Origin of the sequence: Psychrobacter halodurans, assembly GCF_017498075.1 — a bacterium.
Taxonomy (GTDB): domain Bacteria; phylum Pseudomonadota; class Gammaproteobacteria; order Pseudomonadales; family Moraxellaceae; genus Psychrobacter; species Psychrobacter celer.
The window spans coordinates 13,598-28,872 of record NZ_JAGBKN010000009.1; the positions used below are offsets into that span (position 1 = coordinate 13,598).

The window sequence follows — 15,275 nt, forward strand, 5'->3', positions numbered from 1 at the left end:
TGGTACAAGCGGTCACGGCCAAACAATGACGGACGCCACAAACCCTAAAAAAAAGACATGGCGCTACTATCTTGTCCAGCTATTTATCATCACCGCGCTGTTATTATCGGCGCTGTGGTTGCTATTAACGATTTGGTATCAGTTTGGCGTGCGCTCGCTCCTCACTTGGCTTGCGGCCATCGTCATCGTTTGCCTGCTGGCAGCCTTACTACGTAGCCGTTACCAGCACCCATCCAAGCACCATACCATCACAAAAAAACCGGCCAGTGCTTGGCTTATGGGTATGTACGCTGCGACTTGGTGCCTCGGGGTTGGCTGGTTTTTTTCTATCGAAGCCAAGCAGCAGCGCGACTGGATGGCAGAGGTCAGCCAGCAAGTCTCCTATGAGCGAGACGCGAGCAACCCTAATATAATTACCCTCAAAAATGTACGCAATTTTGACTGGCATACCGATACAGACGCCACCAAGCGCTGGGACACCCGCACCATTGATATGTCCAAACTTTCAGGCGTCGATGTCACCAACTCATACTGGATGGGGCCACTGATTGCTCATACCTTGGTCAGCTTTCGCTTTGAGGATGACAGACCGCTTGCCTTCTCATTTGAGATTCGTAAAGAAGCAGGCGAGTCTTTTTCGGCGCTGGCTGGGTTTTTTCGGCGTTATGAGCTTAGCCTCATCGCCGCAGAAGAGCGCGATATCATCTATACGCGCAGCAATGCTCGCGGCGAACAGGTGTATCTGTTTCCTATCAGCCACCTCCAAAAACACGAGGTCAAGTCGTTGTTTGAGTCTTATCTCACTGCCGCCGATGAGCTAAACGCCGAACCCACTTGGTACAATACGTTGATTAGTAACTGTACCAATATTATCTTTTATATGGCTCGTATCGTCAGTGGCGAGCGTTTGCCATGGGATTATCGAATTTGGGTATCGGGGTGGCTGCCAAACTATTTATACGATGTCGGTATGCTCGACGCCAAGCCCAACAGCGGCGCGCAGAATTGGTCGATGGATACTTGGTACGAGCGCACTCATATCAATCCAAAAGTGCGTGGTTTTGATAATTTAGCAGGCAGTAGCGTAGTCAATAGCCGCGAGTTCTCCAAGCAGATTCGTCAGGATATTCCTATCCCGCCATTGGCTGACTCAAAAGCGGCGGCTGAAGCCAAAGCACAATCTGCGGCGCAGGCCACGCCATAAACTCACTACTCGCCATAAACTAACGATAAAAGACTAAATGGGTACCACTAGGGCTGTACCCATGTCACCACCCGCTCTTCCATCTCTTTATCTGTCATACCAACCTCAGAGACACAGCGCCCTGCCACCCCGACATTGGCTGCGCGCATCTGTTGCTCGGTGCGCGCCGCATCGCCAGTCAATAACAAATGCCAACTTGGGAGCTTCTGCCCTTTATACAGGCGTTTATAGGCGCAGTGTGATGGTAGCCACATCATGTTGGGTAGGTTTTCCATCGTGAGCTGAATACAGTCAGGCACATACTCTTGACGCGTGGCATAGTGTTGACAATGACCTGTCGCACAGTCCATCAGCTGACAGGTCACATCGGTATACTCAACCAACGCTTCGGCGTCATCATCATCGATATATTTGATAAGACAGCAGCTACCGCAGCCATCACATAAAGCCTCCCATTCAGGATGCGTCAGCTCTGATAAGGCAAATCGTGACCAAAACTGCGGCCGCAAGGTGGCCGCCAGCTCACCATCATTATCGGCAAACAGGCTTGTATTAGCAGGCACAACTGGCTTTGGCGCTGGTTGCGGCTTCAGTGACTGTTCAGTTTGTGATTGTTGGCTGTCGGCAAGTTGGTTGAGCAAATTGAGTGTCATAAAGGTGCAGTAGCATTTTGATAAAGAGCGTTACAGTATTATAGCTGTTTTTGCGAAGCATGGGCGTTAAGGTACTAAAAGTAAGAAAAACGATTTACTATAAATAAAATTCATAACATAAAAAGGGACAGCACTATGTCAATTAAGACGTTTGAACTTATCAGCACCACCAAAAACGGCGTCGAGCTCATCAGCTATGTGGCGCTACCAGAAGACGCATCGGAAGAAAACCCAGCGGCTGGCATCTTGGTCGCACCAGAATGGTGGGGCGTGGTCGATCATCCAAAATCTGTGGTCGAGCGTCTGGCAAAAGCAGGCTATGCAGCGGTGGCAATGGATGTCTACGGTGAAGGTAAATTGACCAGCGATGCGGCAATGGCAAACATGTGGATGGAGCAAGTACTCGCAGACCAAGACATGCTGATGGATCGCTGCCGCCTTATCCTCAATGATTTTAGCGATCAGTTGGCCGTTGATGGTAGCAACTTAGGCGCGATTGGCTACTGTTTCGGTGGTAAAGTCGTGCTTGATATGGCGCGCGACGGTATGCCACTAAAAGCTGTCGCGACATTCCACGGCAACCCATCAGCAAAACAGCCTGCGGACAAAAACTTTACCGCCAAAGTCTTGGTCGCGCATGGCCGTGATGATTCGATGGTATCGATGGAGGCGATAGAAGGTCTAAAATCTGAGCTGGATGCGGCCGATGTCGACTACACCATCGATGTGTATGACAATGCCAAGCACGGCTTTACCAACCCCCACGCCGATGAGGGCGCAGCCAAAAACGACGTCGACCTCGGCTACAATGAAGCTGCCGCCAAGCAAAGCTGGGATAACATGCTTGAGTTTATGAAAAGTAACTTAGCATAGACGGCTATCATGAGAAGGCCGCTATCATAGGGCTTTTATAAAATCCATATAAACCGAAAAAAAAGAGGCGCTGATTCATAAGCGGCTCTTTTTTTGGTTGAGCAGCTCTAGGTACATGACGCTTCTTGTACTCGGACGCAAATCGCGGCATTATCACCTTATCATCAAGCAAATTGAGTGACGAGGATGCTATATCTGTTAATGAATCCGCTGGGCTGGCTGGCTTTTACCATTTTATTCATCATCGCTTCGGTGCTATATATTAGTATCCATAGCCAAATCCAGCAGTTGCGCCGTGAGATGGCAGCGCTACAAGCTGAGCTCAAACAATATAAAGACAGTATAGACGCTGCATCCAACGCGCACTCTGAGCCATCCTCTCAAGATACAGACTCTCAAGATACAGACTCTCAAGATACAGACTCTCAAGATACAGAGCATCAGCAGACAACATCACAACCGTCCGTGCTTTCTGAGCGAGTAAAGTTGCCAGAGTCAGCAGACTGGCCTTCATCCGAGCTACCTACACCGCCTCTACCTGCAGCCTCATCACTATCGACAAAAAATCGACAGGCCACTGCAACCATAGAGCCTGATGAGCGCTCCTTACCTATCGTCACCTCACTGATTTATTCTGTCAAAAGCTGGTTTTTTGGCGGTAACTTGGTCGTGCGTGTCGGGGTAATCGTCTTACTCATCGGTGTGGTGCTTTTGCTGCGCTTACTGAGCGATTATATCGAGATTCCGATTACCATAAAGCTCATTGGTATTGGCCTGATGGGGTTGGGACTGGCGGCGTTGGGGATACAATTGGCAAAAAACCGCTTTGCTTATGGCATCACTTTACAGGGCGCGGGCTTAGCGATTGCTTATTTGACCGTCTTTTTTGCTTATAGCGTCTATCAGGTGCTCGCAAGCGTGCCAAGCTTTATTGGACTTGGCCTTTTATCAGCTGTCACCATCGGTCTCGCTGTGCGTCAAAACGCCTTGCCGCTGGCCTTATTGGCCCTGTCTGGTGGGTTTTTTGCGCCTATATTGACCGGTGAAGACACCGGCAGTCTGGTCGCCTTATTTAGCTATTATCTGCTGTTAAACGTCACCGTTGCTGTCATTGCTCACTACCGTACTTGGAAAATGCTCAATCTGCTCGGCGTGTTGGTCACCTTTGGACTGGCCTACTATTGGGGCGCGACGAGCAATCTAAGCGCTGTCATTGAGGCGCAGCGCTGGACATTGGTATTGCTGGTGACGCTGCATGTATTGCTATATTTGTTTGTCGTCATCCGCTACGCCCAGCACATCATCGCTTATAACACATTAAATGAAGCAGATATCGCCCAAACGACTGTAGGTAGTATGTACGGTACAAACCCCAGCACAGATGCCAGTACGAACAACAGCACAAACAACAATACAAAAAACAGCGCAAACAATACCTATGTCTTCCCCATTGATACAGGTTTATTGTTTTCCGTACCGATATTGGCCTTTGGTTTATTTGCGGCGTTGTTAGACGCTATTCCTCATGCGCTGACCCTCACCAGTGCTGTTTTAGCGGTGATTTATTTGGGCATTGGCTGGGGGTTTGTACAGCGCAGTCAACGATATGCCTTAATCACTGAAGGCATGCTGGCGTTAGGATTTGGATTTTTGGCGTTGGTGATTCCGCTGGCTCTCGATGCTGAGTGGATTGCCTTTGGCTGGTCGGTTCAAGGGCTGGCGTTGGTATGGTTTGGTCGGCGCTCGCTACGCGCATGGTCGGTGCTATTTGGGCTAGTGTTACAGCTGCTGAGTATCGCGATGCTGATGATAACTGTGGTCTTTACGATCAATGACTATCCAACACTGGCCTTGACGATTTCAGCGCTCAGCTACCTCGCCGCCATGTTTGTCTTACGTGCCAGCAACGCCCCTATGGATGACACAAACAGCCAGCGTCACGCCGATCAGACGCTGGTGAAATACGCTAACACATTGGGCATCGGTGAACTCGCTACCAAGCAGTGGCTGGCTTCAATCAATAGCCAAAGTATGGCGTTTAACCTGATGTGGTGCAGTCCAAGGTTGAGCCGTTTTTTGACGTTCACCGCCGTGGGCTGGCTGCTGTATGTATTGGTCATCGATTTTGATCAATGGCTTGCCAACTGGCACATAGCAACGACAGCGCTGCTAGGATTAGCCGCGTTAACCAGCCTTATCATTTATTATGCCGTCAATCAATATCGTCCTTGGTTGGAGATTCGGCAGTTTTGTCATGGTTTACTGCTGTTATTGTATGCCACGCTACTGTTTCAATTACCGCAAAGATATGTATTTGATTATCAATGGTCGACCTTTCATTGGCCGATATTTATCACGCTACTCATAGGCTGGTTGGTCGTTGGGCAGTTATGGCTAAAGACATGGCATAAAGCAGCTGAGTTAACACGTTTTGATAGCGCAAGCTGGCTTGGAGCGGGCATTATCGTTTTAGCAGAAGCCATGCATTATGGCTTGCCTGATTCAAAAGGTGTCATGACTATTTTAGTTCCGGTTGCCTTTATGCTGGCAGGCTTGTGGTGGACACAGCGTCATGCTATGACTCAATACAATGATAAGCAATCAAAAGCAGCAAATTCAGCGCTTACGCCTTATCGGTTTGATTGGCATCAGTCACTATTAGACAGCGCCAAAGTCTTTGTGCCTATCACCTTAGGCTGGGCAATTTTTACCAATTTTACTTATGATGGGGTGATTTGGGGACTACCCTACTTTCCTTTATTTAATTTATATGATCTGACGTTATGGCTGGTGGTGTTTTATGCCTTGGGCGTTTATTTGCTCCGTCAGCCACGTGGTAGCGGTTCGAGAAATCTATTAAAAGCCATTCCTAAAAAGGATATGCTGTTAATTGTGTTAGCGCTGATTGGCCTTTGGATAGGCTCGAGTATGTTGGTCAGGACGCTGCATGCCTTTATCGGCACGCCATTATGGACTGGCAGTGTATATGGAGTTACTGGCGGCGCGTGGAGCAGCGAGCAAGTACAGACGGGATTGACGATTTTATGGACGCTCATTGCCTTGGTCGCGACCATCAGCGCTAGCCGCTATGGACAGCGCACGCTATGGTTTATGGGCATTGGACTACTGGGCGCGGTGGTGCTAAAACTGGTCTTGGTTGACTTGTCACAGACCGAGGCGATTTGGCGGGTGATTTCGTTCCTTGGTGCAGGCAGCTTGATCTTGGTCATTGGCTATTTAGCGCCGCTACCGCCAGCGCGCAAGGACTTAGTAGACTAGGGCGTACTCTCAACCCAATCAAGGAGCCTATAGATAAGCTAAACATAAAGGTACGCGCAAATCTGCATGACAGCCTGCCTGAAGCCTGACATAAAATTGTAACGTGGCAACATGGCGACTGGATAACATTGGGTGCTGACGCTGGTTGTGTAGTAAACTGAACATCATAAAAAAGTAGACACTGATGGTCTTACTTTTAGCATTTTTTATAAAAGGTTATGAAAGCAGATGGATAAAAGAGTGAATATTCAATGGTTCCCTGGGCACATGAACAAAGCCCGTAACGAAATCAAAGAAATCATGCCGCAGATGGATGTGGTCATCGAGGTGATTGACGCCCGTATTTCTTATAGTAGCGAAAACCCCATGGTCGCAGCACTACGCGGCGAAAAACCCGTCATCAAAATATTAAACAAAGCCGATCTCGCCGACCCTGATCTGACCCAAGCATGGATGGCACACCTTGAGCAGCAAGCGGGTGTCAAAGCCATCGCGTGTGACAATAACAAAGCCGATGACGTCAAGCGCATCATCGCTCTATGCAAAAAAATGGTACCCAATAAAGTTGGCACCGGTCGCCAGATCAAAGCCATGATCATGGGCATTCCAAACGTTGGCAAATCGACTTTGATCAACACCTTAGCAGGGCGCGCAGTAGCAAAAACTGGCGACGAGCCTGCGGTGACCAAGTCGCAGCAGCTGATCAAACTCGATGATGACATCATGCTCTATGACACCCCTGGTATGCTCTGGCCAAAGGTCGAAAACGAAAACTCTGGCTATCGACTAGCAGCGACCGGCGGCATTCGTGATACCGCGTTTGACTTCGCCGATGTCGCCAGCTATACCGCTGAGTATTTGCTGAGCGCTTATCCTGAGCTGCTAAAAACTCGCTATAAAATTGACGAGCTGCCCAAGACTGATTGGGAGTTTTTTGAAATGGCAGGGCGTAACCGAGGATTTATCAAAAAAGGCGGAGTCGTTGATACCTACCGCATGTCTGAGATTTTGATTAATGAGCTGCGTAGTGGCAAGCTTGGGCGTATTACCCTTGAGACTCCAGCGATGATCGAAGCGGAAGAAATCATCGTCGCCGAACAACGTCTGGCGGCAGAAGAAAAAAAGAAAGCCCGCGAAGAAGAAAAGCGCTTGCGCCGATTAAAAACGCGGAAGAATCGTAAATAAACTCACTTATTTATATAGCTCGCAGGGTGCGCCTAGCGCCCCTGTTTTATCGTTACGTTTATCTTTTAGCATATATTATCGTTGACCACCATTGATGTTTAGACAAAAACACTCGAAACAAATCTTATCCAATACTGCTTGCAGCAATCCTCATTACGCCCCATAAACCATCTTAGTTACCCCTACAAAATACCAATTTTGCTTTACAAGGAATACTTTTGCCTACTCATTTTTCTCAGTCAAGCTCATCATTAACCACCTTCGCCCCGCGCCTACTCGATTGGTTTGCCGAAAATGGCCGTCATGACCTGCCTTGGCAACAGCACCAGACCGATACCCCCAATCCTTATGTCGTTTGGCTATCCGAAGTCATGCTCCAGCAGACACAAGTCACCACCGTGTTGCCCTACTTTGCGCGTTTTATGGAGTCGTTTCCGAGTGTGCAGGATTTGGCCGCCGCAGAATGGGACTTGGTCGCCGAGCATTGGGCGGGGCTTGGCTACTATGCACGCGCGCGTAATTTGCATAAAGGCGCAAAGCAACTGGCCGAGATAATTGACGAGACCGGTGACTTTCCGCAGACGCTAGCGGGCTGGGAAGCCATCTCTGGCGTTGGGCCGTCGACCGCTGGGGCGATTATGGCCATGGGCTTGCACAAGTATGGTGTCATCTGTGATGGCAATGTCAAACGCGTCCTTACCCGCTGGGCGGCGATCGATGGCGATATCACCAAGTCTGCCACTACCAAGACGCTATGGGCATTGGCAGAGCGTTTAACACCTGTCGATGACTCAGGACGGTTTGCGCAGGCGATGATGGATATGGGCGCAACGCTATGCACGCGTAGCAAGCCTGCCTGCTTATTGTGTCCACTACAAGAGGATTGTCTTGCCCATGCACAGGGGCGCGAAACCGACTATCCAGTCAAGGCAAAAAAACAGCCCAAGCCCAGTAAGTTTAGCAACGCGCTTATCATCAAAGATACGGACGGCAAAATACTATGGCTACAGCGCCCTGACAATGGTATTTGGGGCGGACTATGGAGCTTGCCTTTACAGTTTGTAGAAAAAATCGCTGGCAAAGCAAGCGGTAAGCCAGCACCGAACAAACCAAACACCAGCGCCGAGAGACTACGCCAAGTGACCAGCAATGAAAAAGTCTTTGATGCAGAATTCACCACCGCTGAGCAGATTATTCATGAGTGGTTAGATAAGCATAATGTGATAGCCGCACCCATTAATCAAACCTTGCTTGATGATGCGCCTATCAAGCACTCATTGACCCACTTTCATTGGTATTTGACGCCGCGATCCGTCACTTTAGACAATAAGCAAACAACCGCATTGAGTACAGCCTTGCAAGCAGCAGAGATTAATATTCATTGGTTGACCGCAGACGATGCGCGGGCAACGCTAGGATTACCGCGGGCGATGGTGAAGATTTTAGAGCGGTAAGTACGTATAGTCGAACCACTATAAATAAACACAGTGCTACTGGGATGAATTTTGCGCAGCATCTGGGTACGCAGCACGCAAGGAAAATTTATACCAGTAGCACGCTGGCATAGTTTGTATTTTTTTATTTAAGATTTGGGCACCCGCAGACGCATCAATCCTTCTTGTTGCACCGTTGCGACGAGCTTACCATCTTGCCAAAACTGACCATGATTTAAGCCTTTAGCATTAGAGGTGGTATCACTCCACATGTCGTATAGTAGCCAATTATTTAGGTCAAAGGTACGGTGGAAGTGCATCGAGTGGTCGATACTGGCCGCTTGTAAGCCACTGGTCATAAAGCTGACCCCATGCGACATCAGCCCTGTGCCGACTAAGTAAAAATCAGACGAAAATGCCAATAGCGCTTGCTGAATCGCCACCGGCTGATTGCCCAGCTCGCGGATACGCAGCCAGTTGGCTTGTTTTGGCTTCATCGGCTCAGGATGGATAGGGTCACGCGGTTTGACAGGCTTAATCTCGACATGACGACGACGCATAAAACGCGCTTTGAGCGCATCTGGCACTTTGCCAACGTACTCTTCTTTTAAATCTTGCTCGGCGAGCAGGTCGTCTGGTGGCGGATAGACGGGCATATCTTCTTGATACTCAAGCCCCTCCTCCATCGGCGAAAACGAGGCAATCATCGAAAAAATCACTTGCTCAATAGGCGCTTTGCCGCGTACTTCTTTGTACTGAATCGCGGTCACTTCTCGCGCAGAGAGGCTACGCCCATCGCGTAGACGGCGTACTCGATAAATCACTGGCTGGTTGATATCACCGCCACGCAAAAAATAGCCGTGCAGTGAATGGCAGGGTTTGTCTTTATCCAGCGTATGGGCAGCTGCCATGATTGCTTGCGCCAAGACTTGCCCACCAAAAATACGACTGCCCACATAGTCATGGCTTTTCCCCTCAAAGACATCAGGGCTCACTTCAATAAGCGATACGGTAGCAAGCAGCTCATCAATCAGTTGCGAATAATCAGACATGACGATAGGTTTCCTTATTTTTATCAAAAACGCGGCGCGCCTGCACCAATCCACCTAAGGATAGCTAGGCGATATAGCGGCAAACCTGCTGCGTTTGAATGTAAAATAATATGAAATCACTTGCTAAAAACACACAAGAGAGATGTTAGAACGAAATTTTAGCGTAAAAATACAGCGATAGCAGCGCCATACACGTATTTATTATCCACTGAAAGGCTAAACATATTACCCAATATCCCGCGCTTTGACCAGTTATGAGTCGCTTACCCGCCAGTCTTGACCGCCTTTTTTATCTTATGACAAAAGTACTCGCTGATGGCTTACGCACGCGCTTGGCTATCACAAGGCCTGAGGCAGAGGTATCTATCGCAGCATCAGTGCATCAGCCTAATAAAAAACGAGATGATCGGCGCATCTCGTTTTCATTGCTATGCTTCGTTTATGGCTTAACCGCTACCAACACGCGGATAGAGTCTGGTACCAGCGATAGGTTGCCTAATGCCTGCTCGCCTTGTGCTTTTAGCTGCTCTAAGCGCTCTACTTCTTCTGGACGTACATTGGGGTTGATGGTTTGTAGATGTTTTAGGCGCTTGATTTCACGCGACCACTGCTGATTGAAACGGGCGCTTGCTTGCTCACCGATTTCTGCCAGCTGCTGGCGGGCTATCTCTTCGGCATTGTAGTAACGCTGCTCGATCACATCACCGCGTACTTTGATGACTTGACGGGCGCGGTTTTTGTCCAGTCGCTCGATGTGCGGCATGATCATATCGCTACTGATGCGCGCTGACAGATCATTGCCTTGCTCACTGATAAATACCCGAATATTTTGCGTGGTAATGGTCGCTGGCAGATTGAGCACTCTTGGCGCGATGGCCTCGACACGGAAGTTTACCTCGAGCAGCACCATACCTTGCGGCACGACCGCGCTTTTTAGCATCGCCACCGTGGTATTACCAAAGGTGCTGGTGCTGGCCAACTCATAAATCGCGCGCATCAGCGGATGCTCATGGGTAATAAAGTCGATATCTTCACGCAGCAATGCCTGCTCGCGATCAAAGGTCAAGGTCATCCCATCTTCATCGCCCAGTGGCAGGCCATCGATGTACTCACTGATCTCAGTGCTATCGATAGGAGCGATGACCCACGAGCCATCACGCTGGATACTATGATCGATATTGGCAGAGGCAAAAAAGCGCTCCATAAAGTGTGGCAGCAGATTGTGCTGATCAAAGTCAATCATGGCATCTTTGATACGCCCAGCGACACGTGGACGGCACGAGTTGTACTCCAGCAGACGGTCACGGCCAGCTTGTAGCTGCGCTTCTAGCCCTAGGCGGGTTTTTTTCGCTTCGGTGATGATGTCTTGTAGCATGGCACGGTTGTCGGGCGTATCAGCACTCTCTAGCACAGGCTTTAGCGTTTGGATGTATTGCTCTTGCACACTTTGGGCAGTCGGTGATATCTGATTAAACATATTGAGCGCTTTGTCATACCAATGATATAAACGCTCCTGCGCGGTGCCCTGCACATAAGGAACATGAAGCATAATCTGCTGCGTCTGACCGATACGGTCTAGGCGGCCTATGCGCTGCTCTAGCGTATCTGGATTGGCAGGTAAGTCCCACAGTATCAGCTGGCTTGCAAACTGGAAGTTACGACCTTCTGAGCCAATCTCTGAGCAGAGCAATATCTGCGCGCCCTCAGAATCAGCAAAAAACGCCGCCGCTTGGTCACGCTCAAGCAGTGTCATCTGCTCGGTAAAGATAGCAGTCTTAATACCTGCATGTAAGCGCAGTACCGCCTCAAGACTCTCAACCGTCGCCCCACTACGAGCGATCAATAGCACTTTTTGATGCTTCAGCTCACCGCGCAAGATATCAATCAACCAAGACACACGTGGGTCGTCTTCTAGCCAGCCACCATCGGGCTGGTTTTCTTCGCCCCACAGCTGCTCACGCAGTTTGCCCGTGGTTTGGTAGCTATCAACCCATGCCTCAGGCAGGGGTAGTGGATATGGCTGACGGCTTCGTCCATAAAACCCTTTGACACTCTCACGAGTATTGCGAAATAAGATACGGCCGGTACCATGACGGTCCAGTAGCTCGTTAAGGGCATAAGTACGCAAGCGCTCATCGTCATTGATTGCGCCCAGCTCATCCATGCTAATGTCTAATAAATGGCTCAAAGCCGCAATTTGCCCATCACTCAGCGGCTTGTCTTCTATCAACACGCCAGCGACGGCGGCGGTTTCGGCAAAGGCTTCTTGCCCATCGATAAACTCATCCAAATCATCAAAGCGATCTGGATCTAGCAGGCGCAAACGCGCAAAATGGCTTTGCGCGCCGAGCTGCTCAGGCGTTGCGGTCAGTAGCATCACCCCAGGCGTCTCTTCAGCAAAGTCAGCAATCAAGTCGTATTTATCATTGCCGCCCTGCTCTTCATCCCAGTGCAAATGGTGCGCTTCGTCGACGACCAATAGATCAAATCCTGCCTCCATCGCCTGATCGTACAAATCAGGATGGTCAAGCAACAAATCCATGCCCGCGATGATACATTGCTCGGTGGCAAAGACGTTTTGTTCAGGATCATGCTCTTTGATCGCGGCAGTACGTACCAAATCAAACAACGCGAAATTTAGGTTAAAGCGGCGACGCAGCTCGATCATCCACTGGTATTGCAGACTGTCTGGTACCAAGATAAGCACGCGCTCAGCCTTTCCTGTGATTAGCTGCTGATGAATAATTAAGCCCGCTTCGATGGTTTTACCCAGTCCCACTTCATCGGCCAAAAGCACACGCGGCGCGATACGCTTGCCGACTTCGTGAGCGATATACAGCTGATGCTCGATAATATCGACACGCGCGCCCATTAGGCCTTTGAGCGGATGACCTGCCAGCGCCGACTGCATGCGCAAGATGTCTTGGCGCAGCTCGTACCAGTCGCCACGCTCGATGCGACCAGCGAGCAGACGCTCAAGCGGCTTGGCAAGCGTGATATTGGCCGCGAGTCGGGTTTCCATGATACCGCGCTCATGCTCATCGACGCTGTACTTGAGTACACCCATCACCTCGTCTACCGCATTGACCGTATAGCCGTTGCCATCTTGGTCATAAATGCTATCGCCCGCCTTAAATACCACGCGCGACAGTGGCGCTGAGTTTTTGGCATAAACACGCGTCTCCTCGCTTTGCGGAAACAAGATGTGCACACAGCGATCATCCACATCGATGACCACACCCAAGCCAAGCTCAGACTCTGTATCAGATAAATAACGTTGGCCAACGGCGAATTCAGTACTGTGCAATGAAGCGATAGAGGTAGTCATAAGGCGATGTCTTTTTTGTACTCAGGTAATAAGAAATAAAATAGATAGCAATGGCCGCTAATGATGGCTGTGCATAGGGTAACACCCATTTAGTCGACAGCTAAGGTAGACCATTATATAACGTTAGCGGCTAGATGAGTGCGTTTAGTTGACTTTTCAAGTAGACAATTGTGACAGCGCTTGGGTTTTTATGGTTTGGTTTTTGACTAAACCCACCGACATGCTACATTAAGCCTCAAACCCACAAAGCCTTAAAATCATAGAAAAAATCAATACAACAATCAATTCATCAGGGAGTCACTATGCGAGCGGTTTTTTTAGACAAGGGTACTTTTTCGGACGGTATCGATTTGCCAGCCCCAGCTGGAATTACAGATTACGTGACTTATCATGACACGCCAAAGGACAACCACGTCATCCTCGAGCGCTGCCGTGACACCGATATCATCATCACCAACAAAGTCCAAATAGACGCCGAGGTGATCGGTCAACTGCCCAACCTCAAGCTGATTCAGCTGACTGCCACAGGGATGAACAACGTCGATCAAGACGCTTGTGACAGACATCATGTCACCCTTTATAACGTCGCAGGTTACGCGGTCAAAAGCGTGCCTGAGCATACTTTTATGCTGATGCTCAATGCCATGCGTGCAGGCATTCATTATCATCAAAAAGTCGCCGATGGTACATGGCGCGACAATGGCAATTTTTGCTTGCTCGACATACCGCTGATCGACTTAGAAGACAAGACGCTCGGCATCATCGGCGTCGGTACTATCGGCAAGCGCGTCACCGAGATTGCACGCGCCTTTGGCATGACGGTGTTATGGGCGGAGCATCAAGGGCGTGCACCGCGCAGTGCAGACTATACCGCCTTTGATGACGTACTGGCGCAGTCAGATGTATTGAGCTTACATTGCCCATTGACCGAACAGACCCAGCATCTTATCAATAAGGACACCTTGGCCAAAATGACCAAGCAGCCCTTATTAGTCAACGTTGCTCGCGGCGGCATCGTCGATAGTCAAGCATTGGCAACTGCCATCCATAACGAGCAAATCATCGGCTACGCCAGCGACGTGTTTGAGCAAGAGCCGATCACGGCAGATGATCCGCTACTCAGCCTCAGCGAGCATCCACGGGTGATATTTAGCCCGCACAATGCTTGGGGCAGCAAAAGCGCGCAACAGACCTTATGGCAGATATTAACTAAGCAGGTGAGCGACTTTATCGAACACTGTCATCAACCCTAAATATAGCTGGCAGGCAAGATACTAGGGCGTGCCTTCATTTTAAAGCAGGTAAAAAACGAGGGCTCGCCCTAACCGCAAAACCGTGGCCAGTCGTCCTTTATGTTGCGATAGTGTTGCGATACTTCAGCATGATGCGATCATTGATATCGTTATTGCTCATGTGGTTAAATCATCATCTGGTTCAGTGGCCAGATTAAAACGGGCACGGACTCTCCCAGTCCATCCACGCACCCAGTGTCGGGTGCTTTAGGCGTAACTGCTGTGCGTGCAAGTTTAGCCGCGGGGCTATCATCAGTGCCGCCCCTTCGGCATAAATCGGATCACCTATCATCACATGACCGGCATGCACCATATGCACACGTAACTGGTGACTACGGCCCGTGACCGGCTTTAGTAGCACGCGCGTGACGGTCTGATCATTGCACATTTCGTGAGCCAAGACCTCATATAAAGTCAGCGCCTGTTTGGGCCAATCGTGATCGACGATATGGCGCGGTTTGGTCGTGGGCTCATAACGTACCGGCACCGATATCTTACCGGTCGCCCCAATACTTTCCCATTGGCCAAAGACGCGCGCTTGGTAGCTTTTTTGTGGCAACCGCTCAATAAACTGCTTACTAATATGGCTTTGGGCAGCGGCATTTTTGGCAAAAATCAGCAGCCCTGAGGTATCCATATCCAAGCGGTGAATGAGTTTGACGGCTGGATTGACGCGCTCAAGCCGCGCAAGCAAGCTGACCTTAAGGGTTCTGCCATCGACGCTGAGGAGGCCCGCCGGCTTATCCACCACCCAAATATCATCATCTTCATAGACCGTAATGTCTTGGGCAAATGCTTTAAAAAACGCCAGCGGATACGCGCGCTCTTGTCGGTTTAAGGCGTTGACTTCTTCTTCAGTAAAAGGCATAAAAATCGGTTACTTATATAAATGAGAGTAAAGATGACATAATAGAGGCAATGACATAGAAAAAAAACCAAAAAGTGACAAGTGACAGCGCACTCACTGGCTGTAGGG

At 49.5% G+C, this 15,275-nt stretch carries 10 protein-coding genes; 6 read left to right on the plus strand and 4 right to left on the minus strand.

Features of this window, described 5'->3' with window-relative positions:
* Positions 1-25 precede the first annotated feature (25 nt).
* Complete coding sequence (locus J3491_RS05680; RefSeq protein WP_243456164.1) at positions 26-1,204, plus strand: Lnb N-terminal periplasmic domain-containing protein; 1,179 nt, start codon at positions 26-28, stop codon at positions 1,202-1,204.
* Positions 1,205-1,251: 47 nt separating this feature from the next.
* Here the strand turns inward: J3491_RS05680 and J3491_RS05685 are convergent, their stop codons facing one another.
* A complete protein-coding gene (locus J3491_RS05685) occupies positions 1,252-1,725 on the minus strand; it encodes a YcgN family cysteine cluster protein (protein ID WP_243456170.1) in 474 nt (157 codons plus the stop codon).
* A 267-nt stretch (positions 1,726-1,992) separates the two neighbouring features.
* Here J3491_RS05685 and J3491_RS05690 point away from each other — a divergent pair, with 267 nt between their 5' ends.
* The 4 genes from J3491_RS05690 to mutY all read left to right on the plus strand — a co-directional run bounded on the left by J3491_RS05690 (position 1,993) and on the right by mutY (position 8,648).
* The gene (locus J3491_RS05690; RefSeq protein WP_207969473.1) at positions 1,993-2,730 is read left to right on the plus strand and encodes a dienelactone hydrolase family protein; all 738 of its coding nucleotides are present in this window, start codon (positions 1,993-1,995) and stop codon (positions 2,728-2,730) included.
* Between the two features lie 186 nt (positions 2,731-2,916).
* Positions 2,917-6,009 carry a DUF2339 domain-containing protein gene (locus J3491_RS05695; protein WP_207969474.1) on the plus strand — a complete coding sequence of 1,031 codons (3,093 nt, stop codon included), beginning with the start codon at positions 2,917-2,919 and terminating at the stop codon, positions 6,007-6,009.
* A 228-nt stretch (positions 6,010-6,237) separates the two neighbouring features.
* Complete coding sequence (ylqF, locus tag J3491_RS05700; protein ID WP_207969475.1) at positions 6,238-7,194, plus strand: ribosome biogenesis GTPase YlqF; 957 nt, start codon at positions 6,238-6,240, stop codon at positions 7,192-7,194.
* 218 nt (positions 7,195-7,412) lie between these two features.
* Complete coding sequence (mutY, locus tag J3491_RS05705) at positions 7,413-8,648, plus strand: A/G-specific adenine glycosylase (protein ID WP_207969476.1); 1,236 nt, start codon at positions 7,413-7,415, stop codon at positions 8,646-8,648.
* A 128-nt stretch (positions 8,649-8,776) separates the two neighbouring features.
* Here the strand turns inward: mutY and J3491_RS05710 are convergent, their stop codons facing one another.
* Positions 8,777-9,679, minus strand: a complete 903-nt coding sequence (locus tag J3491_RS05710; RefSeq protein ID WP_075101950.1) for an acyl-CoA thioesterase — start codon at positions 9,677-9,679, stop codon at positions 8,777-8,779.
* A gap of 439 nt (positions 9,680-10,118) precedes the next feature.
* Positions 10,119-13,007: an RNA polymerase-associated protein RapA gene (gene rapA / locus J3491_RS05715; RefSeq protein WP_207969477.1), complete on the minus strand. Its 2,889-nt coding sequence runs from the start codon at positions 13,005-13,007 to the stop codon at positions 10,119-10,121.
* A gap of 302 nt (positions 13,008-13,309) precedes the next feature.
* On the opposite strand from rapA, the gene J3491_RS05720 reads away from it, so the two are divergent.
* The gene (locus J3491_RS05720) at positions 13,310-14,260 is read left to right on the plus strand and encodes a D-2-hydroxyacid dehydrogenase (protein ID WP_207969478.1); all 951 of its coding nucleotides are present in this window, start codon (positions 13,310-13,312) and stop codon (positions 14,258-14,260) included.
* Between the two features lie 193 nt (positions 14,261-14,453).
* Here the strand turns inward: J3491_RS05720 and J3491_RS05725 are convergent, their stop codons facing one another.
* A complete protein-coding gene (locus J3491_RS05725; RefSeq protein ID WP_207969479.1) occupies positions 14,454-15,167 on the minus strand; it encodes an RluA family pseudouridine synthase in 714 nt (237 codons plus the stop codon).
* Positions 15,168-15,275: the final 108 nt, after the last annotated feature.